This window comes from Mucilaginibacter mali (assembly GCF_013283875.1).
Taxonomy (GTDB): domain Bacteria; phylum Bacteroidota; class Bacteroidia; order Sphingobacteriales; family Sphingobacteriaceae; genus Mucilaginibacter; species Mucilaginibacter mali.
Genome location: NZ_CP054139.1, coordinates 764,743 through 788,237 on the forward strand (window position 1 = coordinate 764,743; position 23,495 = coordinate 788,237).

Consider the following 23,495-nt stretch of genomic DNA (forward strand, 5'->3'; position numbering starts at 1 on the left):
TATTTCATTTTGTACTTGTATTTATCCAACTAACCATATGCGGGAACGGTTGTGTGCCCAGTAATTCTGCCTGTTGGTGTGTATGGGTCATGTCGTAATATCCCAAAAGTGGCACTCCTGTTGCGCACGGCCCGCTGTAATTCTCAATAAGGCTTTTACTTGACCCATGGTACCCTGCTTCGTGAAAAACCAGCGAAGGATCAAAGCCAAGATGTACGCAGGCTGCATATGACCAAGCTTGTGCTATAATTTCTGATGCTTGTTCCATATCGGTCTTTTTTCCCAGCATGCCGTTCATCGTAAGTCGACCGGATGGAGGCATGGTAGCTACATGGCCCGCTTCGTGAAGGAGGTCGCCGGGATATAATAGCCTTTCCTTGTCAATAATCATCACGCCGTTTTTAATGGTAAGGCCGGCCATTACTGGTCCGCTTTCAACAGGTTCCAGTTGATAAGGAAGACCGATGGTTGTGAAAAAGCTGAGGATCTTATCAATGATATGATCGCGTTCGGTTTGTGTTGTCATCGCTAATAAAGTTAACCAAATATCCCTGACAGGCTTTATTATATAACCATTTTACCTGTTATGCTACATTGTAACATTTTTACAATGTTAAGTTATCCCCATTATCATAACATTCAGTTATTATTTACCTAATGTAACGCCCCTACCTTCGCCGCAGATTTATTACTTGCCCGGTAGTTCTTTATAATAAATAAGATCAGTTTAGTTAATAGTTTAGATATAGGAAAGGAGGCAAGCCTTTCTTTATAAAAAATAAAGCAAAACAGGCTTTGCACGCAGGAGCTGTCAGGAGCATGTTTTAGGTTCGATCCCTTACCTGCAACCAGGCGAATAAATAGCCGGTATTATTAAATGCACCAAAATATAACAATTTGGTAACCTGTTGTTTTAACTAATAAGCGCTATTTTACTTCAATTCGCATTGTTTTTCATAAACCAACCCTAATGTTGCACACCCTCCAAATGATCTCGCTTCCCTTTATCGGGGATATTGATTTAAGCGGCGCAATTCTTTTTGTTTTCTTTATCTGCTTCTTCGCTGTTGTCTGCTTCGAATTTGTGAATGGTTTTCACGATACGGCCAACGCGGTAGCCACTGTGATTTATACCCGTGCGCTTAAACCGGCCTATGCTATACCATGGTCGGGCCTTTGGAATTTTATGGGCGTGTTTTTAGGCGGTGTAGCTGTGGCTATGGGTATTTTAAAGCTGGTACCTTTAAACGAGTTGATGGCGCTGCCGGTTAATACCGGCGCCTGCTTTGTACTGGCCGTTTTGTTAGGCTCTATTATCTGGAACCTGGGTACCTGGTATTTGGGTATCCCTTGTTCAAGCTCGCATACATTGATTGGCGCTATGATAGGCTCCAGCCTGGCATTTACCTTATATTATAATAGCAAAGGCGTTAACTGGGAAAAGGCCGGCGAGATCGGCTCGTCTCTGGTACTTTCACCTTTGGTAGGTTTTGGTTTGGCCTGGATGCTGATGTACCTGCTAAAGAACGTGTTTAAAGCCGCGCACCTGTTCCATATTCCCCAGGGCGATACCGATAAACCACCGCTGTTAACCCGCTTATTGCTGATCACCACCTGTACGTTGGTTAGCTTTTTTCATGGTAGTAACGATGGGCAAAAGGGCGTGGGCCTGTTGATGCTTATCCTTATCGCTTTTCTGCCTGCCAAGTTCGCGGTCAATCATGCTATCCCAGATCAGTATATATTAAGCAACCTGAATAGAACAGAATTGGTCATCCAGAAATATAACGGCAACACCACAGCCGATCAGAAACTGATCACAGATATGAAGTCGGCTATCACCCAGTCAAAAGCATTGATCGATCTGAAGGATCCAAAGCATAAGGCCAATACCTTCGCTTTCCGCAAGCAGTTACAAACAGTAATTAAAAACACCAAAGCCTTATTGGGCGATGATAAAAATATCGGCTTCAGCAGTGCCGATAAGGACGTGTTGCACCAGTCGGCAGAGGAGTTAACTAAAGTTACCGATTTTGCCCCGGTATGGGTGATCGCTATCATTTCGTTCTCCTTAGGTTTAGGTACTATGATCGGCTGGAAGCGCATAGTAGTTACCATTGGCGAAAAGATAGGCAACCAGCACCTTAACTACGCGCAGGGCGCTACGGCCGAAATTGTTGCTGCGTCAACCATCGGCCTAAGTACAGGCTTCGGCTTGCCGGTAAGTACCACGCACGTATTGTCCAGCGGTATCGCAGGCGCCATGGTCGCGTCGGATGGTACTAAAAACTTAAATAACGGTACTATCAAAAGCATCGCCATAGCCTGGGTGCTTACCTTGCCAGTATCTATCGCGTTATCATTCCTGCTGTTCATGCTCTTCCATTTGTTTGTGTAAAACGGACTATTAGTGGTAACTTTAAAATTGTAAAAAATGAAACAGATCCTTGTAGCTACCGACTTTTCTGCCGCCGCGGCCAATGCTATGGCTTATGCCATGGAACTTGCCAAAACGCTGGCTACCGAAGTTTGTGTGATACACGCCATACACCCTACCGAGGGCATCGACAATAATACCTATAACGCCATTTTTATTGAAGATTACTACACCAATAAAAGGCAGGCACTTAAAGATTGGGTAGTAGCTTATACCGATAACGAGGCTTATAAAGATGTAGAAGTAACTACGCTTTGCGCGGTAGGCTTCCTGAAAAATGTGATCGGCCGTTATATTGACGAGAACCCGGTTGAATTATTGGTGATGGGCATTACCGGCGCTACCGGCATTACGGGTATTGTAGGTAGTAACGTAAGTATAATTGTATCTAAGGTGAAAATACCCACGCTGATCATTCCGCTGGAAAGCAAGTTTTCAAAAGTTCCGGCTATAACGCTGGCTACCGATTATGAAACGCGGCTATCGGCCCAGGACGTTAACGCGCTAAACGAAATGACCAGGGCTTTTGGCTCGGAAAAAATAAAAGTGCTTTACGTGGTTGAACGATCAGATAGCAAATACCTGGAAACCCGTGAGCATCAGCTGAAGGACCTGATAAAACATACTTCGCTGGAGTTTAATTATATTAACAACGCAAGGCCGTTAAACGGTATTATTGATTTTGTGGAAGCGCACGATACCGACCTGCTTTGTTTGGTCAAGCATCACCATAATATTGTATACCGTTTGTTTAATCGCAGCATGGTAAACCAGGTGATGAATAAATCGGTAAAGGCGATATTGGTATTGCATGAATAGCGTTTCTTCTTCATCCATTACATTGATATTTAATACTTGTTGCTTTTATGTTTTGGTATGAGGATGAAGTAAGGCGGCTGGAAAGCAAGATAAATCAAAGCAAAAACCGCCCGGTTACTTTATTTTATGGTAGCTCATCGTTTAGGTTATGGCCCGACCTGGAGAATGACTTCGCGGCCTTTGATCCGGTTAATTTAGGTTTCGGTGGATCGACGCTTGCCGCCTGCACCTGGTTTTTTAATCGCACGGTTGCTCCATACAATCCGCGGGCCATCGTAATTTATGCCGGCGATAACGATCTGGGCGATGGCCGCCATCCCGAAGAGATCTTCATTTATTTTCAGCAACTGGCCGTTTTAATAAAAGACCGGTTTGGGGATATCCCCTGCTTTTTTATCTCCATTAAACCAAGCCTGGCCCGCTGGGACCTGATAGACGCGCTGAAATACACCAATAATATTATTGAAAGCGAGATCATCCGCCAGGATGAGAACTGGAGCTTCATCAACATTTTTCAGCTCATGCTGAAAAAGGACGGCCGCCCTAACGAAATTTATTTTGAAAAGGATGGCCTGCACCTCACCAAAGCGGGCTACACCCTTTGGAAAAGCGTAATTGAAGTTAAACTTTCGTCAATTCTTCATCCCGGATTAACATAAACATCATATCGCATCAGGTACTTTGCAGCACCTTGCCATGAATAGAAATTACTTACAATGGTATAGCCCGGCGCTTCAAAAAAACATGGAATTATTGGTTTTTGGGCACAGCGGCGACTCCATCTTATTTTTCCCCGCCCGCATGGGGCGCTTTTACGATTACGAGAACTGGAGAGTGATTGAGGCCATGCGCCCGAAAATAGAAAACGGATCGGTGCAGATCTACTGTATCGATAGTAACGACCGTGAAAGCTTTTACGATCCGGTGGCGCACCCTTACTACCGTATCCAAAGGCAAATACAATACGAGCACTATATCTTAGATGAGGTTTTGCCTTTCATCAAAACTAAAAATCACGATGCGCCTATTGTGGCTGCCGGTTGCAGCCTGGGCGCCTACCACGCTGTAAATACAGCATTAAGGCATCCCGGCATCTTTAAAAAAGTGGTGGCTATGAGTGGCCGTTACGACCTTACCCGGCAAATAGGGCATTATAACGATCTGCTGGGTAATTACTGGGACGAGAACATCTACTTTAACATGCCCCTGCAATACCTCCCCAACCTTACCGACGAAAACCTGCTGCGCGAGCTTTCACACACCGACCTGGTTTTGGTGGTGGGGAACGAGGACGTGGTAAAAGACAGCAACACGGCGCTGCATCAACTTCTTATTTCAAAGGGCATAAATTCAACCATGTACTTGTGGGAGCACGAAGCGCACCAGGCCCGGGCATGGCGGCAAATGGTTGCTATATATTTATAAGTCCAGTATTTTTTATCCTAAAGGTTGCAAATGCCTCATTGTTAAAACCTTATCAAAGGTACTCTTCTACCAGCCTGCTAATGTATTGTCAGTGTTAAGTCAATATTCATTTACTTTTAATGCATTTCAGCTGCTTAATTATTTGTTAATCTACGCTTTACTTTATTTAAAAACACCGTCTCTACCTTTAAACCTATCAGGTAATTAAGTGCCTGTGGCGTACAAATACCTGGTTAGTTTAATATTACATGCAGAAAATTCTGTTTATCACCGGCTCTATCAATCAAACCTCCCAAATGCATCAAATAGCGGCGCAATTGCCCGAATTTGATTGTTGGTTTAGCCAGATATTTACCGATTCGCCCTTTGTTAAATTTCTTATTAAACATACTTCCCTGCTCAACGGCACCATCCTGGCCGGTCAGTTCAAAGCTAATTCTGAAAAGTATTTAGCCCAGCACGGCTTGCAAATGGACTACGGTGCAAGGTTAAATAATTATGACCTGGTGGTTTATTGCAGCGACCTTGTTGTACCCGCACGCATGCAAAAGCACAAAACCATTTGGGTGCAGGAAGGTATGACCGACAGGTTTACACTATTGGGTAAAATAGTTAAAGCCTTGAAACTACCGGCCGCTCTTTGCGGGAATACGGCCCTTAACGGCTCTACCAACCAGTGTGATGTTTACTGCGCGGCCTCAAAGGGATACAGTGAGTATTTTACAACCAACGGCACCGAAGAGCGCAAGATCGTGGTAACCGGTATGCCTAACTATGATAATCTTATCCGCTTTTCAGATAATGATTTCCCGCACAGTGATTACGTGATGGTAGCCACTACCGATATGCGCGAAACCTTCCGTTACGAGAATAGGCCCGCCTTTATTAAGGAAGCGGTTGCCATCGCTAAAGGCCGCCAACTTTTATTTAAGCTGCATCCTAACGAAAACATGGAACGGGCGAAAAAAGAAATTGCCCGTTACGCGCCCCCCGGCACCCTGGTTTATACATCGGGCAATACCAATGAAATGATAGCCAATTGCTGCGAACTCATTACCCAGTATTCTACCGTGGTGTATACGGGCATTGTATTGGGTAAAAAAGTGCACTCGTGGTTTAATGTTGATGAGTTGCGGAGGCTTGCCCCATTGCAAAATGAGGGTACAAGCGCCGAAAATATTGCAGACATATGCCGTCGGTACATGGTGCATGAAGGCAGTAAGGAAGATTTTGATCCTAATATAACCCTGGATATTGTTGAAGAAGAAGACCCGGCAGAAATGCTGGAATTAGCGGAGGTGTGATATGCCACAAAAAATAGTGATTGTTGTACAGGCCCGCATGGCATCCAGCCGGTTGCCGGGTAAAGTGCTGATGTCCATATTGGGTAAAAGCCTGCTGGCGCGCATGATCAGGCGGCTGCAAATGGTACAGCACCGGGTTAGCATCGTCATCGCCACATCAACCCAGCCCGAGGATAATGCGATTGAACAGGAGGCACTGAAGCTAAATGTCCCCTGCTACAGGGGCAGCATTGATAACCTGCTTGACAGGCATTACCAGGTTGGCAAACTTTATGAAGCCGATATGGTGCTGAAAATACCATCCGACTGCCCCCTGATAGATCCGGCAGTTATAGACCAGGCTTTGCATTATTATTTTAAGCACAAAGGCCAGTTTGATTATGTAAGCAACCTGCACCCCGCCACCTGGCCCGATGGTAACGATGTGGAAATTATGACCATGGACTGCCTTACCAGTGCCTGGGAAAATGCCACCCGCCCGATGGAACTGGAGCATACCACACCATACATATGGGAGAACCCGCAATTATACCGTACTGGCAACATCACCTGGGAAACCGGTTTGGATTATTCCATGTCGCACCGCTTTACCATCGATTATCAAGCCGACTACGATTTCATCAACGCGGTATTCAGCGAATTATACCCGGTTAACGATGGTTTTACCTGCCAGGATATCATCGACCTGTTGCAGCGTAAGCCCGAAATATACGAACTGAACCGCCAGTACGCCGGTGTAAACTGGTACAGGCACCATTTAGATGAATTGAAAACCGTTTCGCCGGAGCAAACCCGGTCGTTACAACAAGCAGATCCTGAACTCACCATAACATCTTTATAAATTGAATAATAACTATCAAAAACACCAGTTGGAAGCCATTGCCCTAAATGTAAGGGAGCATATCATCCGTATGTCTACCGATGGCGGCTGCTTCATTGGTGCGTCCTTGTCGGCGGTCGATCTGATCGTTTATCTGTATACTGAATTTTTAAATATCAATGCGGATAATTTAGAAAGTCCCGATCGCGATTACCTCTTTCTTTCCAAAGGGCATGATGTGCCCGCGCTTTATGGCACACTGGCCGAGCTGGGCCTGCTGGAAAAAAAGCGCCTGCAAAACCACTTGTCCATTCACGATCATATTTACTGGCACCCTAATACCAAAATTCCGGGTATCGAGTTTCACTCGGGTTCCTTAGGTCACCTGCCATCGGTAGCTATTGGCGTGGCGATGGATATAAAAATGCGCGGTGGCGAAAACAAGGTTGTTTGCATTTTGGGCGATGGCGAATTAAACGAAGGCACCTGCTGGGAAGCCATGCTGGTAGCCAATGCTTATCAGTTAGATAACCTGATCTTTGTGGTAGACCGCAACCAGTTCCAGGCTAACATCCGCACCGAGGAATTGATACCATTAGAGCCGCTTACTGATAAATTTGAGGCTTTTGGCGCCGCCGTAAAGCGGATAAACGGCCATAGCTTTGATGCCTTGCACGAAGCTTTCGGCGCCTATCCCTTCCATCCCGGCAAATTTAACGTGGTGATTGCCGATACCATGCGCGGCAAAGGCCTGCCCAGCATACAGGAACGTGCCGACCGATGGTTCTGTAATTTCTCGGCCAACGAGATAGACCAGCTACTGCTTGAACTGCACGGCAACCACACTACCCAACTAACTTCTGAAACTTTAATAGTAAGATAATATATGACTTACGAAGAACTACTAACCCAAACCGCGCTGGCCGATGATAACCTGGTGGTAATGACGGCAGAGAACCGCGCACTGGTGCGCAACCTGCCCGGTATTTTGGGAAAACGTTTTATTGATACCGGTATTACCGAACAAACCATGATAGGCGCTGCAGCCGGTTTAGCATTGCGCGGACGGGTACCGGTGGTACATGCACTTGCCGCGTTTTTAACCATGCGCGCCTTCGAGTTTGTGCGTACCGATGTAGGTATCGCCAATCTGCCGGTAAAACTGAGTGGTTTTATCCCCGGCTTCCTGTCGGATGCTAACGGGCCTACGCACCAGGCTATCGAGGATATATCGATTATGCGTGGTATTCCCAACCTTACCGTATTTGCTCCAGCTGATGAAGACGACCTGCTGAAAATGCTGCCTGCGATCTGGGATGCTCCGCAACCGGCGTACACCCGCATTAACACCCGTAAAACCACGCATGAGCATGCACCATTTGAATGGGGCAAAGCCGAGGTGATCAGCATAGGTAGCGATGTAACCATACTGACCTATGGCCTGATGTTCGAACAGGCTTTGGTTACTGTAGAAATGCTGAAAAACGAGGGCCTTTCGGTTGGCTTGATCAATATGCGCAGCCTGAAACCGGTTGATGAGCAAGTCATCCTGCAAGCTGTCGCGTTAAGCAATATGGTAGTTACGCTGGAAGATCATTTCGTTACCGGCGGCCTTTATACTATCGTGGCCGAGGTGCTACTGAAGCACCGCGCCACGGCCAATGTATTGCCTGTTGCCCTTGAAGAAAAATGGTTCCGCCCGGCTTTGCTGAACGAAGTACTGAACTACGAAGGTTTTACCGGCAAGCAAATAGCCGAAAAGATATTAGGCTACCAAACCCTTGGCAATCAGCCCGAAATAAAGATCAATGAATTTGCTGAATAAAAAATTATGGCTAATCAAATAAAATTAGATAACGATTTCCCGGTAATTACCGAATCGGACAAATTATATGAGCGCGCGCTGAAAGTGCAGCACCCCATTACCCAAACCCTGGCCAAAGGCCCGGGGCAGTTTACCAAAGGCGTAGCACCAAAATACATCGTTAAAGGTGCCGGTTCGCACGTTTGGGATGTGGATGGCAACGAATACATCGACTTTAACTCGGCCATTGGCCCAATTTCTTTAGGCTACGCCTACCCGGTTGTTGATGATGCCATCAGGCAGCAACTGAATGATGGTATCACCTTCTCGCTGATGCACCCGCTGGAGGTGGAATTGTCGGAATTGATCACACAAGTGATCCCCAATGCCGAAACCGTAAAGATCTCAAAAACCGGCGCCGATGTTTGTTCGGCAGCCATCCGTGTGGCCCGCGCCTTTACCGGTCGCGATAAGGTGTTCTGCTGCGGCTACCACGGCTGGCACGATTGGTATATCGGCATAACCAGTCGCAATGCAGGTATCCCCGAAGCTACGCAGGAACTGACCTATACTTTCCAGTACAACGATATCGAATCGATTAAAGCGGCTTTAGATGAAACCGTAGCGGCTTTAATCTTAGAGCCATTCATTTTTGAAGCACCGGCCCCTGGCTTTTTGCAGGAATTGGCACAGGCTTGTAAGGATAACGGTACCCTGCTCATTTTTGATGAGATGTGGACCGGCTTCCGCATCGCTTTAGGTGGCGCGCAGGAATACTTTAATGTAAAAGCCGATCTGGCCGTATTCTCTAAAGCATGTGCCAACGGTATGCCGATAGCATTGCTTACCGGCAGGGACGATGTAATGTCGCTGTTTGACAGCGAAGTTTTTAGCTATACCACTTTCGGTGGCGAGGCGCTTTCGCTGGCGGCTTGTGTAGCTACCATCAACGAATTAAGAGATAGAAATGTTCCCGCCTATCTTGATGAAAAAGGCGCGCTGCTGAAAGATGGTTATAACGCCCTGGCTATTGAATTGGGCATGGATCAATACACCCGCTGCATTGGCTTTAACTGCCGCAGCATGGTTACGTTTACCCCGGCTGCCGGTAACGGTTTGGAACTGAAAACCCTGATGCAGCAGGAAATGATTAAACGCGGCATCCTGTGGGCAGGTTTCCATAACATGTGCTATAGCCATACCGACCAGGATATTGAATATACCTTATCGGCTTACCGCGATGTGCTGCCACTAATAAAAGAAGCTATTGAAAGTGGCGATATTAAAAGCTACCTGAAAGGCGAAGTGCTGGAGGCTGTTTTCCGCAAAGTGGATAATTATAATATTAAACCAAAACCGGCCGCGCTTTAAGCTATGGAGATCTTTTCGTTAAAAGGGAAAATAGCAGTAGTAACCGGGGCAACCGGTTTGCTGGGCCGCAAGCATTGCGAGGCGCTGGCTATGTCAGGCGCTAACGTAATTGCTACGGATGTAAACGAACCGGCAGTTAAACAACTGGCTGCCAACCTGGGCCAACAGCACAAGGGTATGGTGATGGATGTAACAAGTAAGCAGTCGGTAACGGGTGTGCTGGAAGCCATCATGAACGAATTTGGCACTGTTGATATCCTGGTGAACAACGCGGCCATAAACGATATGTTCGAAAAGCCATCCATGGCAGCTGAGTTATCGGCATTTGAGAATTATCCTTTAGATGCCTTACAGAAATCGATGGATGTGAATATTACCGGCGTGTTCCTCTGCTCGCAGGTATTTGGTACCCGAATGGCCCGGCAGGGGAGGGGCAGTATCATCAACATCGCCTCTACCTATGGAATGGTAGGTCCCGATCAATCTATTTATAAAAATGAAGCGGGCGAGCAGGTGTTTTACAAATCGGCCGCTTACCCTATCACCAAAGGCGCGGTGCTGAACTTTACCCGCTTCTTGGCCTCGTACTGGGGCAATAAAGGCGTAAGGGTAAACACCCTATCGCCGGGCGGGGTAGAGAACGAACAATCCACACAGTTTATCGGGCAATATTCAGCAAAAACATTATTAGGACGCATGGCTAACCCATCCGATTACCAGGGGGCACTGATCTTCCTGGCCAGCGACGCATCGGCTTATATGACCGGCGCTAACCTGGTAGTAGACGGCGGATGGACAGCGATATAAAAACTTAAACACATGATGAACGAAACCTTACAACAAAAAGCAAGCCGTATAAAATTATTAATAACCGATTGCGACGGCGTTTTAACCGATGGCGGTGTATATTATGGCCCGCAGGGCGAAAGCGAAAAGAAATTCAATGTCCGCGATGGTATGGGCCGCGAGCGCCTGCTTAAACTGGCAGGTGTTGATACCGCGATAATTACCGGCGAGAGATCGCCATCGCTTATAAAAAGGGCGGAGAAATTGCAGATCACTGAATTGCACCTGCTGGTAAAGGATAAACCGGCGGTACTGAAGGATATCATGACCCGCCTGAACCTGCAACAAGAAGAGATCGCTTATATTGGCGATGATTATAACGATTTGGAAGTAATGAAGCTGGTAGGCTTAACGGCTTGCCCTGCCGACGCGCTTTCGGGCATAAAAGCCCAGACCGATCATATTTGCCAGGCTAAAGGTGGCGAAGGCTGCTTCCGCGAATTTGCGGAGTTGATCGTCGAAGCTAAAAGCGGCGTGGTAAATTTAGCTATTCCTGCTAAAAGTGGGAGCATAACCCTGCACACTGGTCGTATAATAGGCGAGGGGCAGCCTTGCTATGTGATAGCCGAGATCGGTATCAACCACAACGGTTCGCTGGAGATTGCCAAAAAATTGATTGACGAAGCCGTGGCCGCCAAAGCCGACGCGGTGAAATTTCAAAAACGTACACCGGAAATTTGCGTACCTAAAGATCAGTGGGAAATTATGCGCGATACCCCCTGGGGCCGCATGAGCTATATCGATTATAAACGCAAAACCGAATTTGGCATTGCCGAATACGCTGCTATCGACCAGTATTGCAAAAAACTGGGTATCGACTGGTTTGTATCACCATGGGATGTGCCATCGGTTGATTTTATGGAGCAGTTTAATACCGTTATCTATAAACTGGCATCAGCTTCGTTAACCGACCTGGCGCTGATTGGCCGTATTTTAGAAACCGGCCGCCCGCTGATGTTATCTACCGGTATGTCTACCATGAAGGAAATAGAAGAGGCCTTAAGCTTCGTCCATCAGTACGATGCCGGTTACCCTGTTTTTGTGGCGCATTCTACATCGGCCTACCCATGTAAGCCCGAAGAATTGAACTTGAAGATGATCCAAACCCTGAAGCAAAAATTCCCGGGTATGCCTGTGGGATATTCGGGGCACGAGACTGGTTTGGCTACTACCGTTGGCGCGGTTGCCATGGGCGCTACTTTTGTAGAAAGGCATTTTACCCTTGACAGGGCCATGTGGGGTTCGGATCATGCCGCCTCTGTTGAGCCGCAGGGTTTACAGCGTTTGGTGCGCGATATCAGGGATGTGGAAACCGCGGCAGGCGATGGCGTAAAAAAAGTATACGAATCGGAACTGGCGCCGATGAAGCGTTTGCGCGTAAACATTAGTAAAGAATACCACGAAGTGTTTAATGCCAAAGCCTGATACCTTAACTGTTACAACGGCAATCCTCATCGGTTGGATGATCATTATCATCTTGTGGGAACGGCTTGCGCCATACCGCAAAGGATTGCCATTCTTCAGGGAGGGTTTTTGGGTTGACCTGGTGTGGTACACCCTGATCCAAAGCTATTTCCTGAAGATATTGATATTCGATTATATCATTGCACCCGTTAACCGCAACCTGGATTGGTCGCATTGGCAGTTTGTGAAGGATTGGCCGGTAGCGGTACAGGTATTGTTTTTCCTGATAACGCACGATCTGTACATCTACCTGTTCCATCGTTTTCAGCATGCCAATAAGTTTTTCTGGCGGATCCATGAGGCGCACCACTCGGGCAAGCAGGTAGATTTTTTGTCGGGTTCGCGTTCGCATATTATGGAGATCGTTATCAATCAAACCATTGAGTTTGCACCGATTATTTTGTTAGGGGCCGACCCGGTGGTGATACCCGTCAAGGCGATGCTGGATGCCATGTTTGGCTTGTTTATCCATGCCAACATCAATGTAAAGCTGGGTAAGCTGAAATACATCATCAACTCGCCCGAATTGCATTTATGGCATCACGCTAACTACCAGGAGGTGTTTCACGCTAACTTCTCTACCAAGTTTGCCATATGGGATCATTTATTCGGTACAGTGTACGATCCGGGCCACGCGCCGGGCGATAAGCCAGAGAACTGGGGGCTGTATTACGATTATCCAAAAGACTATTTCCTGCAGCACGCGTTTTCAATTAAGCGCTTCGATGAAAAGGAATTGACCCGATACAAGTGGTTTAAGCGATATTATAATTTAAGGCCGGCTATTAATAATAAGCTGATCGCCTACTGGAAGAAATTCAACGGTAGCGCGCAATCGCCCCCGGTTAAAGTAGTACAACCCGAACCTTTGGAGGCTGTTCAGCAGTAATTCTGCAAATATCTCCCAAATGTATAAGTGATGGGTAGAAAGGTATAAGCCGGACCGTGCTATTCGCTGCAACTTTGCTTTAGAAATTAAAAATTAAAGCAAATGAAAAAGACAGTATTAATAACAGGCGCCTCTTCCGGGTTTGGGAAATCGGCCGCTAAACTATTTTATAATAACGGTTGGAATGTAATAGCTACCATGCGTTCGCCGGAAAAAGAAACGGAATTATCGCCATTAGATGGCCTGTTATTGACCAGGCTGGATGTAACCGATAAGGCAAGTATCCAAAGCGCCATTTCGGCAGGGATAGAAAAGTTTGGCCAAATTGATGTATTGGTAAACAACGCTGGCTACGGGGCTATGGGCGCACTTGAAGCCGCGTCCGAAGAACAGATCAAGCAACAGTTTGATGTTAACCTGTTCGGCGTGATCGCCGTTACGCAGGCGGTGCTGCCCATTCTGCGCAGGCAAAAATCGGGCATTATCATCAATGTTTCTTCTGTAGGCGGCCGGGTTACGTTCCCGTTCTCATCGCTTTATCATGCCACCAAATTCGCGATGGAAGGCTTAACCGAATCGATGCAATACGAACTGAACCCGCTGGGGATCCAATTGAAGATAGTGGAACCGGGTGGTTATAAAACAGAGTTTGCAGGCCGGTCGATGGATCTGTTTGGCGCAAATGGTATGGAGGATTACAAGCCATCGTTCGATCGGTTCATTACCATGCTGGATCACTGGCCAATGTCTGAAAATATTGGCGAGGTGGCCGAAGCGATATACGAAGCGGCCACCGATGGTACCGAAAAATTGCGTTATCCTGTAGGACATGATGCCGCGCAACTGTTGCAAAACCGCCAGCAAACAGACGATGTGAGCTTTAAAAAACAAATGGCCGCCCAAACCGGCATTTAAATCGATACAGGTTTAGGCTGACCGCAATTTGGTCAGCCTAAACTTTAATTAGTAGTTTTATAAAATCATGCCAGATCAATATACCGATCTCCAATCCATCAGCGATATGCACAAATTGGTGCAGTATACGCCGCCCAAACATCCGCTGGTGAGCCTGGTGGATCATGCCGATTTTTATGCTTGCCGGCCCCGGACAGATACGCTCTACCGTTTTGGTTTTTATACCATTTCGTGCAAAAAGTTTGAGGGTACCATGAAGTACGGCAAAGGCTATTATGATTTTAACGAAGGTTCGCTAATGTTTACTGCCCCATGGCAGGTTATATCGCCAGGGCCCGATGTGGTGGTTGACGAGGGTTGGGCGTTGTTTATTCACCCCGACCTGATCCATGGCACAGATCTGGGCCGGAAGATCCACCAATACTCGTTTTTTAATTATGAAACCAACGAGGCGCTGCATATTTCGGAAGAAGAGAAGCTGATCATTAAAGATTGCGTAGCGAAAATAGAGCGCGAATACTCCCAAAACCTCGACAAACATTCGCAGGGCCTTATTGTGAGTAATATTGAACTACTGCTGAATTATTGCAATCGCTTTTACGATCGCCAGTTTTACACCCGGGCCAAAGTAAATTCGGATGTAGTGCAGCAGTTTGAAAAATTGTTGAAGGAATATTTTTTACAGGATACATTGATAGAGGCCGGTTTGCCCGGCGTAAAATACTTCGCGTCGCGGCTGAACCTATCGCCGCATTATTTATCCGACCTGCTGAACAAGTTTACCGGCAAAACCACCCAGGAGCATATCCACCTGGAAATGATAGATAAGGCGAAATCGATGTTATGGGGCACTAATAATTCCATCAGCGAAATTGCTTATGACCTTGGCTTTGAACATCCATCACACTTTACCAAAATATTTAAATCTAAAACAGGGAAATCTCCCAGCGAATATCGCGGGCTGAATTAATGGCGGCAATTACCGGTGTTTTTTAACTGTGGGATGCCGGGTTTTCTTTATGGTAAATTTTCTTTTAAAAAACCTTGCAAATGAGCGGGTTTGCTGCGTAACTTTATATAGTAATTGCTATAAACCTAAAATTTTCAGGAGGGAAAATGTTATGAAGAAGAATGACATTTTAATTGCTCAGCCTGTTAAGACTGAAACCGGTAACCCGGCATTGCAAATTCAACCCATTACAGGCCAAAAAATGTACCGCGACCATAAGGTGTGCGATCATTACACGCATGGCAGGGTTAATAAATTCCCGTTTGGCAGCAGCCAGGGGCCGGTGTGCTTTTAATAAAATTGCCGCGGTCTTATATCAATTTTTAATAAATGGAAGCGATGCTTCCTTATAGACCGGCTTTTGCACTTGCGACCGCAATTTGCTAAAGCTTTGCGTAGGGCCATTAGCCGCGAACATATTTACCAGCCAGGCGGGGATAGCGCCACCGGGATCTACCTGCAGCGTGTACGCCACGTGTACCCGGTTAGTCCCTACCGGGCTGATCACCCACTTTCCCGTTGAATGCTCTATCCGTACAATTCCCTTTTTAACAGGCACCATGCCCGGCACCACTGGGCCATCAACATAAACAACTTTGGTTTCGGGGTTTTGCGTTACCACCAAATGCGCCACAAAATCGCGGTTTTGGGCAGGCCAGGGAATGTTTACTTCCGAATAATAATATAGTTCTGACGGGGATACCTGCTTCAGCAGCGTGCAGCTTTTGGTGCTGTAAACCCATTCGGTACATGTTTTAACATCAAGTAATACGGTAACCAGTTGGGCAAGGGTGGCATCAAAGTAACATTCTACTTTAATGGCTTTTACCTTCGAATCGGGTACCGACGCGGTATAAACCTTAATACCATTTGTCTCGCTGTTCAGCTGCCACGATTGTCCGCTGGCCCATAAAAAGCCAAACAATAAAAAGGAAAGGGTTATAATTTTGCGCATCAATTTTAAAAGTACACACTTGATATTCTTTTAGTTTCATTAAAAAGTAAAAAATATTTTAAAATATTTTTTACTGCGCAAATACACTGCGCAGTGCCGCTCAACCTTTGTATCGTCAACAAAAACAAAAGGAGGGATTTTAAAATGGCTCTCCCCCTTTAGGGGGCGGGGGCTTTGAATGATGCCGTAAGCTGCTGATACTTCGTCCGGTCGAAGGCTGCTAGCACAGCCGGGGTTCAACTCCCCATCAATGTTCACCTGCTGCCTGTCGCTCTTTCATTTTCATAATTAACGCATTAAAATACCGTGTTTTTACGGTATAATATGGCATAAGTTAATCTTTAACTTGCAGGTAATTAACAGGATATTCGCATTAAAGCATATCCTTATTCTTAGACCTTAAATTTTATTAATTATGCCAACTATTGAAGAAGTAACTGCAAAAGTGATCGCTATCCTTGCAGAAAAGGCCAACCTCGATCCTGAAGACATTACCGATTACACCAAAAAGCTAACCGAGTTTCCGCTTAATCTCGATTCCACTGCATTGGGCTTTATAGCTATTACGCTAAGGGAATATATGGAAGATATTTTAGCGGGCGCTACCATTACCTCACAGGAAGTAAAAGCCAGTGGACTTACGGTTAAAAAGCTGATAGCATTAGTATGTGAAAGGTTAGGGGTAGCAGCATGAAAACGCGGTTGATCTTAACAGCGCTGGTGTTCTTAACAGTTAAGGCATCGGCCAATAATTACAGTGATACAACTCATCATGCGCATACCGACAGTATCCCCAATTTTGTGCGTGGTATTGGTAAAATAAGCGCGGCGCTGGCAAAAAGCAATATTGCCTTGCGGCGATCATTTGATGGCGCTAAAGAAGAAGCTAAACCCGCCAGCATCCTTTGGAATAATGATTACGAGAACAAGCTGTACTACACCGTTTTAGATATGGCTGTCAGGGTATCCGAACTTGATCTGTTACAAACCGGCCACACCAGCCTGGTATTTTATCCCAAGTTTGAATGGCATAAAAACAGCATCGACAAGGATGACAAGAAGAAAAATAACCTGACCGGCGGCATCAATACCGAATTTTTGGTGAGTGTGGCCAATCATTGGTGGGCGCATCCGTTTATAACCGGTTCGTTTGATTATAAGAACGATCTGGTAAAATCGCTGGAAACAACGCAGACCAAAGGCTTCCTGTCATTCAGCGGTTCGCATAATTTTGAACCGGGCGCGCCTGTGCGAAACGATACCAAGGCGGTAATTTTTAAATATTATCCCTATACCGGCCTCGAATACTACAACAGCATTAATAAAGGCAGCCAGAAGGCCAGCTTTTGGGCCAATCGTTTTTATGCCGAGTTAAACCCGATATCGCGCTATCAGTACAATTTTATGCAGATCACTATCGATTATACCTTCCGTAAGGTATTGAACGATAATTTGTACAACATGGGTAATGTGCATTGGTTATCTATTGGGGCAAATATTTATCCTGATGGCAAAGGCAACCTGGGTTTAGGCCTTGATTATAGCGAGGGAGAAGATCCCAGCAGCAATTTTACCCGTACAAAAATGCTGGCTTTAGGTATAAAGCTAAAAATATAACCTTAAACCTTTAATCATGAAAAAGCTATTTACACTATTGGCAGCGCTTATTACAGCGGTCAGAATTTTTGCCCAAACCCCGGCTGCTACTTATACGCTCCCGCTCGATCTGGCTTCCAATCAAACGGTTGATGCCGTTGCACAGATAGGTGATATCGGCCCTAATGTTTCATATATCGACCTGACATCTATGATCACCAAATTACAGGGCGACCTGGGCGCACAGACCGATAATTTAAATACCAACAAAAACCTGCTGCAGATCTACACGCCAATGGCAGTGAACCTGGAAAACCCGGCGACATACCCCGATACGCAAAAAAGGGAAGCGTTGACCAATAGTTATAACAACGCCATGAAGACGGTGAAGGGCAATGTAGAAACCAGCAAAAAGAACATCGAAAAGATAAACGCTGATATTGCCAAGATAACCAAGGTGATAAACAACCGGATGAATATTGAGCAATCGCAGCAAAACTTCAGACAGTGGACCTCTTTTATATTTGCCGGTTTGCTGGCAATTATTATCGGAGGCTTCTTTTACATCTTGTTCCGGAGTGATAATAACAATCTGGCATCGCTATTAATGGGCGAGAGTGGTTTACAATTTATCACGTTGTTTTCGCTTATTATTTCAATTATTCTGTTCGGGGTATTAAATATACTGGAAGGTAAGGAACTGGCGGCAATCATTTCGGCCATAGCAGGTTTTATATTGGGTAAGTATGATCCGGCTAAAGTTGGCGGTGCAGCCGGCGGCGGTGCGGGTAATGGCGGAAATCCGCCACCGGGGGGCGGCGGTAACGGCGGTAATGCCGGCGATGGTAAATAGTGATTTAAACGGGTATCAATAAAAAAGCGTGGTGTATCTTTTTGCGCCACGCTTTTTTTTATTGATGCGGTATTGCTTAAGCCAGCAATTCGTCCAGGTTGCCAAGGGCCATGGTAAAGCCTTCTTTGAAACCCATGCCCACAATTTGCTCCAGTTCCGCTTCGCTGTCAAATGACATTTCTACGGTTATTGTAGTACCGGTAGCCGTAGCAGTGAACTCATTCTTCCAGTACATATTAGGGAAACCGGGGGCTTTGTTGCCATCCTCATCAGCAAAAACGCTGGTAGCGGTAAAGCTTTTGCCGGGATCTATCGTACCAAAATCTACCAGGCACCATTGGCCTTCGCCATCGGGGCCGGTCATTTTATAAAACCATTGGCCACCTTCGGTAAAGTCCATTCTTTTGGTAACGGCCTTCCATGGTTTTGGCGCCCACCATTGGTCAAGCAGTTCGGCCTCGGTCCAGGCGCGCCAAACAGCATCTACAGGTGCGTTAATGTCGCGTGTTACGATCAGCGCTTTGCCCGATGCGGCTTTGCTGATCTTTGTTTCATTCATGTTCATCATTGGTTTTTGTTTTTAAGGTTATTTAATACGTTCTCTAACTCGTTAAACTTGTCGTCCCACATCTTGCGGAACGGTTCCAGCCATGCATCTACTTCCTTCATTTTATTGGTGTTTAAATGATAATATATCTCACGCCCCTGGTGTTGCTGTGTAACCAGGCCACACTCGGTTAGTATGCCGACGTGTTTGGATACCGCCTGCCGGGTACTGTCAAAGCGTTCGGCAAGGGCATTGGGTGTCATGGCTTGTAAAGCCAGCAAAGCCAGTATCATGCGGCGGGTGGGGTCGGCAATGCCCTGGAATACGTCTCGTCTGGTCATTTTGTAGTATTTCTTGCAACTATATGGTTGCAAATATATTAATGCAATCAATTGGTTGCAAGTTTTATTTGAAAATTTATTTTTGTCAGCATGCGACACTATTGTATGTACATGATATTCTCCATGGTACTATAGTGCCTTATTTTGATATTTTTTTATCGGATATCAGCATAAAATCCATCCTTTTGAACTAAGTGTACATGATACAATTACATGGGCAATTGTATCCATTTTGTTACCAATGTTGCTAATTAGAAAAAAGCAATATATTTACATCTCCCTATAATAATTAACCTCTTTATAACCTTTTATATATGGCTGAAAACGTATTCGACGCGATAGTTATCGGGTCTGGAATATCAGGCGGATGGGCCGCTAAAGAACTGACGGAGAAAGGCTTAAAAACCCTAATGCTGGAGCGTGGCAAAGATATCGAACACATTAAGGGATATGTGAATGCCAATAAAGATCCATGGGAAATACCTCATCATGGAAGCCGTACCCAGCAAATGATCAATGATCACCCGGTGCTGAAACGCGATTATGTGCTAAGCGAAGCCAATCTTGATTACTGGGTTAACGAAAAAGAAAGCCCGTATACCGAAACTAAACCATTTGATTGGTTTCGTGGATATCATGTAGGTGGCCGTTCGCTGATGTGGGGGCGCCAATCATACCGCTGGAGCGATTTTGATTTTGAAGGGAACGCCAAGGATGGCATCGCTGTTGATTGGCCGATCCGTTATAAAGACCTGGCCCCATGGTACAGCCATGTAGAAAAATTTGCCGGCATCAGTGGTTCGCTTGAAGGCTTGCCACAACTTCCTGATGGCGATTTCATGCCTGCCATGCAAATGAACATTGTTGAGAAAGATGTGGCCGCCCGTATCAAAGCCGCTTATAAAGACAGGCATATGATCATTGGTCGTACGGCTAATATCACCGTGCCGCACAATGGCCGCACCAATTGCCAGTACCGCAATAAATGCGCACTGGGTTGTCCGTTCGGCGGGTACTTCAGCACACAGTCGGCAACCCTGCCGGCAGCCAGGGCTACCGGTAATTTAAAACTGCGTCCGTTCTCTATCGTTACCAAAATTTTGTACGATAAGGATACCAAAAAGGCCAGGGGCGTAGAGATCATTGATGCTGAAACCAACAAAACTTACGAATACTTTGCCAAAGTGATCTTCGTGAACGCCTCTACACTTAACTCAACCTGGGTGCTGATGAATTCGGCTACTGATGTTTGGGAAGGTGGCCTGGGCAGCAGCAGTGGCGAACTGGGCCATAACCTGATGGACCACCACTTTAAACTGGGTGCCAGCGGCGAGATGGAAGGTTATGATGATAAGTATTATTACGGTCGCCGTGCCAACGGCATTTATGTGCCACGCTATCGCAATTTGTTTGGCGATAAACGCGATTACCTGCGCGGCTTCGGCTACCAGGGCGGCGCGAGCCGAAAAGGCTGGAGCCGGGAGATTGCCGAAATGGGCATCGGTGCAGACTTTAAGGAGGCGCTGACCGAACCGGGCCAGTGGGGTATGGGCATCACCGCCTTTGGCGAGACCTTGCCTTACCACGATAATAAGATCACTTTAGACCATACCAATAAGGATAAATGGGGCCTGCCAACCTTAGCTATCGATGCCGAAATAAAAGAAAACGAGCAAAAAATGCGCGTTGATATGATGGCCGACGCGGTAGAGATGCTGGAGAAGGCCGGTGTTAAAAACGTAAAATCGTTTGATAACGGCTACACCCTGGGCGCGGGCATCCACGAGATGGGCACCGCACGTATGGGTTTAGATCCAAAAACATCGGTACTGAATAAACACAACCAGGTTTGGGACGCGCTGAACGTTTATGTTACCGATGGCGCCTGTATGACATCGGCAGCATGCCAAAACCCATCGTTAACCTATATGGCATTAACCGCCCGCGCGGTAGATCATGCCGTTGGCGAATTAAAGAACAGAAACATCTAATCAAAATAAAAAAGACCTTATATGAAAAATGAAGCTACAGAGCAGCCTAAAGATAATTCGAGGCGCGATTTTATAAAGAACAGCGCCATTGCTGCTGCCGGTTTTATGATAGTGCCCCGTTTTGTGCTGGGCGGCAAGGGCTTTACCGCGCCAAGCGATAAACTGTTGATTGCCGGTGTGGGTGTTGGCGGTAAGGGCCAAAGTGATATTGCCAATTTCTACAAAAGCGGCAAGGCCGAGATCGCTTTCCTGTGCGATGTAGATGAGGTGCGCGCGGCTGCATCGGTTAAAGCATTCCCTAAAGCTAAATTTTATAAAGACTGGCGCGAGATGTTCGATAAAGAGTCGAAGAACTTCGATGCCGTTTCGATATCAACGCCCGATCATAACCACGCCATTGTAACCCTTGGCGCTATGCAGTTGGGCAAGCACGTTTATGTGCAAAAACCAATGACACATGACCTGTACGAAGCCCGCGCTTTAACTAAAGCTGCCGAGCGCTACAAGGTGGTAACCCAAATGGGCAACCAGGGCTCATCGGGCGATGGTGTGCGCCAGTTGATGGAGTGGTATAATGCCGGCGTTATCGGCGATGTACATACTGTATACTGCTGGACCAACCGCCCCGTATGGCCGCAAGGCATCCCATGGCCAAGCACGCCAAAGCAGGTACCAGCTACCTTAGACTGGAACCTGTGGTTGGGTACCGCGCCGCAAAAAGATTACGTAGATAACCTGGTGCCGTTTAACTGGCGCGGCTGGTGGGATTACGGAACCGGCGCCTTAGGCGATATGGGTTGCCACATTGTTGAGGCCCCTTTCAGCGTGCTGAACCTGAAGTATGCCCGCGATGTGCAGGCCAGCGTAGGCAGCGTATATGTAGGCGAGTTTAAACAGGGCTACTTCCCTGATAGTTGCCCGCCATCAAGCCATGCTACGCTTACCTTCCCTAAAACCAATAAAACCAAAGGAGATGTTACCCTGCACTGGATGGACGGCGGTATCCAACCCGAACGCCCTGCCGAATTAGGCCCTAACGAAGTATTTGGCGATAATGAGGGCAACGGTATCCTGTTTGTAGGTACCAAAGGTAAAATGATAGCTGGTTGCTATGCCGAAAATCCGAAGCTGTTGCCAACATCGCGTACCGAACAGGTGCACGTTAAACAAACATTGGCAAGGGTACCGGGCAGCGCCAACGGCCACTACGCGCAATGGGTTGAAGGTTGTATTGCCGGTCATGGTAAAACAGAATTAAGCTCATCGTTTGATAAAGCTGGTCCGCTTACCGAGTGCTTGCTGATGGCTAACCTGGCAATCCGTGGTCATGAGATCCGTGTGCCTAAGGCCGATGGTAAAGGCTTCAATTATCCTGGCCGCAACACCAAACTGGTTTGGGATAACGACAACATGAAGGTAACCAATGTTGACGAGGCTAACCAATACGTAAAACGCACCTACAGGCAAGGCTGGAAACTGGGCGAATAATTAACAAAAGCTAATCATATCAATATCAATATATGAACAGAAGAGAAGCTATTTCGAGGGTGGCCCTGTTGATGGGCGGCACGGTAATTGGGGCCGAGTTCTTTTTGAACGGTTGCGTGACCGCGCCAAAAAACTATAACGAACTATTTAGCCAGGCGCAGGTGGCGCTGCTTGATGAGATAGGCGATACCATCATCCCTGCAACTAAAACACCGGGTGCCAAGGCCGTGCATATCGGCCAATTTATGGCCTTTATGGTGAAGGATTGTTATAACGATAAGGACCAGGCTATATTTTTAGATGGTATCAAAAAAATAGATGATGTTTCTAAGGCTAAGTATAAGGCCGATTTTATGACCATCACACCCGCGCAGCGTACCGAAATGCTGAACGAATTGGACAAGGAACAAAAGGATTATACCAAAACCAAAAAGAAGGAAGATCCGAACCATTATTTCCGTATGATGAAAGAGTTGACCTTGTTGGGCTACTTTACATCAAAAGAAGGTGCTACGCAGGCATTGCGCTATGTGCCTGTTCCGGGGCGATATGATGGCAACCTGCCTTATAAAAAAGGCGATAAAGCCTGGGCCACCTAATTAATTTGAACTAAAAAACCTG

25 protein-coding genes are annotated in these 23,495 nt (G+C 46.4%); 21 read left to right on the forward strand and 4 right to left on the reverse strand.

Annotation, left to right across the window (positions count from 1 at the left end; all coding sequences use genetic code 11):
• Nucleotides 1-4: 4 nt before the first annotated feature.
• Nucleotides 5-526, reverse strand: coding sequence for a hypothetical protein (locus HQ865_RS03345; RefSeq protein WP_173413528.1), 522 nt, complete (start codon nucleotides 524-526; stop codon nucleotides 5-7).
• A 444-nt stretch (nucleotides 527-970) separates the two neighbouring features.
• Between HQ865_RS03345 and HQ865_RS03350 the strand changes: the two genes are divergently transcribed.
• The 15 genes from HQ865_RS03350 (at nucleotide 971) to HQ865_RS03425 (ending at nucleotide 15,398) form a co-directional block, all read left to right on the forward strand.
• Entirely contained in the window at nucleotides 971-2,398 is a 1,428-nt protein-coding gene (locus HQ865_RS03350) for an inorganic phosphate transporter (protein ID WP_173413529.1), read from the forward strand.
• A gap of 36 nt (nucleotides 2,399-2,434) precedes the next feature.
• Nucleotides 2,435-3,256: a universal stress protein gene (locus HQ865_RS03355; RefSeq protein WP_173413530.1), complete on the forward strand. Its 822-nt coding sequence runs from the start codon at nucleotides 2,435-2,437 to the stop codon at nucleotides 3,254-3,256.
• Between the two features lie 47 nt (nucleotides 3,257-3,303).
• On the forward strand, nucleotides 3,304-3,915 hold the full coding sequence (locus HQ865_RS03360) for a GDSL-type esterase/lipase family protein (RefSeq protein WP_173413531.1): 612 nt from the start codon (nucleotides 3,304-3,306) through the stop codon (nucleotides 3,913-3,915).
• A gap of 37 nt (nucleotides 3,916-3,952) precedes the next feature.
• Nucleotides 3,953-4,681, forward strand: a complete 729-nt coding sequence (locus HQ865_RS03365; protein WP_173413532.1) for an esterase family protein — start codon at nucleotides 3,953-3,955, stop codon at nucleotides 4,679-4,681.
• Between the two features lie 248 nt (nucleotides 4,682-4,929).
• Nucleotides 4,930-5,985, forward strand: coding sequence for a hypothetical protein (locus HQ865_RS03370; protein ID WP_173413533.1), 1,056 nt, complete (start codon nucleotides 4,930-4,932; stop codon nucleotides 5,983-5,985).
• Nucleotide 5,986: 1 nt separating this feature from the next.
• On the forward strand, nucleotides 5,987-6,826 hold the full coding sequence (locus tag HQ865_RS03375; protein WP_173413534.1) for a cytidylyltransferase domain-containing protein: 840 nt from the start codon (nucleotides 5,987-5,989) through the stop codon (nucleotides 6,824-6,826).
• A gap of 1 nt (nucleotide 6,827) precedes the next feature.
• Nucleotides 6,828-7,688 carry a transketolase gene (locus HQ865_RS03380; protein WP_237073737.1) on the forward strand — a complete coding sequence of 287 codons (861 nt, stop codon included), beginning with the start codon at nucleotides 6,828-6,830 and terminating at the stop codon, nucleotides 7,686-7,688.
• Nucleotides 7,689-7,691: 3 nt separating this feature from the next.
• Nucleotides 7,692-8,630: a transketolase family protein gene (locus HQ865_RS03385; RefSeq protein ID WP_173413535.1), complete on the forward strand. Its 939-nt coding sequence runs from the start codon at nucleotides 7,692-7,694 to the stop codon at nucleotides 8,628-8,630.
• 6 nt (nucleotides 8,631-8,636) lie between these two features.
• Nucleotides 8,637-9,980, forward strand: a complete 1,344-nt coding sequence (locus HQ865_RS03390) for an aminotransferase class III-fold pyridoxal phosphate-dependent enzyme (RefSeq protein WP_173413536.1) — start codon at nucleotides 8,637-8,639, stop codon at nucleotides 9,978-9,980.
• Between the two features lie 3 nt (nucleotides 9,981-9,983).
• Entirely contained in the window at nucleotides 9,984-10,787 is an 804-nt protein-coding gene (locus HQ865_RS03395; protein ID WP_173413537.1) for an SDR family oxidoreductase, read from the forward strand.
• A gap of 12 nt (nucleotides 10,788-10,799) precedes the next feature.
• Nucleotides 10,800-12,251 carry an HAD-IIIA family hydrolase gene (locus HQ865_RS25920; RefSeq protein ID WP_178126374.1) on the forward strand — a complete coding sequence of 484 codons (1,452 nt, stop codon included), beginning with the start codon at nucleotides 10,800-10,802 and terminating at the stop codon, nucleotides 12,249-12,251.
• The gene (locus HQ865_RS03410; protein ID WP_173413538.1) at nucleotides 12,238-13,179 is read left to right on the forward strand and encodes a sterol desaturase family protein; all 942 of its coding nucleotides are present in this window, start codon (nucleotides 12,238-12,240) and stop codon (nucleotides 13,177-13,179) included. The genes HQ865_RS25920 and HQ865_RS03410 overlap by 14 nt, the downstream gene beginning before the upstream one ends.
• Nucleotides 13,180-13,281: 102 nt before the next feature.
• The gene (locus HQ865_RS03415) at nucleotides 13,282-14,094 is read left to right on the forward strand and encodes an SDR family oxidoreductase (RefSeq protein WP_173413539.1); all 813 of its coding nucleotides are present in this window, start codon (nucleotides 13,282-13,284) and stop codon (nucleotides 14,092-14,094) included.
• 67 nt (nucleotides 14,095-14,161) lie between these two features.
• A complete protein-coding gene (locus tag HQ865_RS03420; protein ID WP_173413540.1) occupies nucleotides 14,162-15,064 on the forward strand; it encodes a helix-turn-helix domain-containing protein in 903 nt (300 codons plus the stop codon).
• A 151-nt stretch (nucleotides 15,065-15,215) separates the two neighbouring features.
• Nucleotides 15,216-15,398 (forward strand): hypothetical protein, encoded by a 183-nt coding sequence (locus tag HQ865_RS03425; protein WP_173413541.1) that lies wholly within the window; start codon nucleotides 15,216-15,218, stop codon nucleotides 15,396-15,398.
• Between the two features lie 21 nt (nucleotides 15,399-15,419).
• Here HQ865_RS03425 and HQ865_RS03430 read toward each other — a convergent pair whose 3' ends face one another.
• Nucleotides 15,420-16,058 carry an START domain-containing protein gene (locus tag HQ865_RS03430; protein ID WP_173413542.1) on the reverse strand — a complete coding sequence of 213 codons (639 nt, stop codon included), beginning with the start codon at nucleotides 16,056-16,058 and terminating at the stop codon, nucleotides 15,420-15,422.
• A gap of 415 nt (nucleotides 16,059-16,473) precedes the next feature.
• Here HQ865_RS03430 and HQ865_RS03435 point away from each other — a divergent pair, with 415 nt between their 5' ends.
• From HQ865_RS03435 to HQ865_RS03445, 3 genes are read left to right on the forward strand one after another with little or no spacing between them, the layout of a single operon-like run.
• Nucleotides 16,474-16,752, forward strand: coding sequence for a hypothetical protein (locus HQ865_RS03435; RefSeq protein WP_173413543.1), 279 nt, complete (start codon nucleotides 16,474-16,476; stop codon nucleotides 16,750-16,752).
• Nucleotides 16,749-17,675: a hypothetical protein gene (locus HQ865_RS03440; protein WP_173413544.1), complete on the forward strand. Its 927-nt coding sequence runs from the start codon at nucleotides 16,749-16,751 to the stop codon at nucleotides 17,673-17,675. The genes HQ865_RS03435 and HQ865_RS03440 overlap by 4 nt, the downstream gene beginning before the upstream one ends.
• 16 nt (nucleotides 17,676-17,691) lie before the next feature.
• A complete protein-coding gene (locus HQ865_RS03445; protein ID WP_173413545.1) occupies nucleotides 17,692-18,507 on the forward strand; it encodes a hypothetical protein in 816 nt (271 codons plus the stop codon).
• A gap of 76 nt (nucleotides 18,508-18,583) precedes the next feature.
• On the opposite strand, the gene HQ865_RS03450 is transcribed toward HQ865_RS03445, so the two are convergent.
• The gene (locus HQ865_RS03450; protein ID WP_173413546.1) at nucleotides 18,584-19,075 is read right to left on the reverse strand and encodes an SRPBCC family protein; all 492 of its coding nucleotides are present in this window, start codon (nucleotides 19,073-19,075) and stop codon (nucleotides 18,584-18,586) included.
• Nucleotides 19,072-19,395 carry an ArsR/SmtB family transcription factor gene (locus HQ865_RS03455; protein WP_173413547.1) on the reverse strand — a complete coding sequence of 108 codons (324 nt, stop codon included), beginning with the start codon at nucleotides 19,393-19,395 and terminating at the stop codon, nucleotides 19,072-19,074. Before HQ865_RS03455 ends, HQ865_RS03450 begins: the two co-directional genes overlap by 4 nt.
• Nucleotides 19,396-19,709: 314 nt before the next feature.
• Between HQ865_RS03455 and HQ865_RS03460 the strand changes: the two genes are divergently transcribed.
• Genes HQ865_RS03460 through HQ865_RS03470 form a run of 3 tightly spaced genes read left to right on the forward strand, consistent with a single transcriptional unit; the run spans nucleotide 19,710 to nucleotide 23,473 of the window.
• Nucleotides 19,710-21,386, forward strand: a complete 1,677-nt coding sequence (locus HQ865_RS03460) for a GMC oxidoreductase (protein WP_173413548.1) — start codon at nucleotides 19,710-19,712, stop codon at nucleotides 21,384-21,386.
• A gap of 21 nt (nucleotides 21,387-21,407) precedes the next feature.
• Nucleotides 21,408-22,874 (forward strand): Gfo/Idh/MocA family protein, encoded by a 1,467-nt coding sequence (locus HQ865_RS03465; protein WP_173413549.1) that lies wholly within the window; start codon nucleotides 21,408-21,410, stop codon nucleotides 22,872-22,874.
• A gap of 32 nt (nucleotides 22,875-22,906) precedes the next feature.
• Nucleotides 22,907-23,473, forward strand: a complete 567-nt coding sequence (locus tag HQ865_RS03470; RefSeq protein WP_173413550.1) for a gluconate 2-dehydrogenase subunit 3 family protein — start codon at nucleotides 22,907-22,909, stop codon at nucleotides 23,471-23,473.
• Nucleotides 23,474-23,495: the final 22 nt, after the last annotated feature.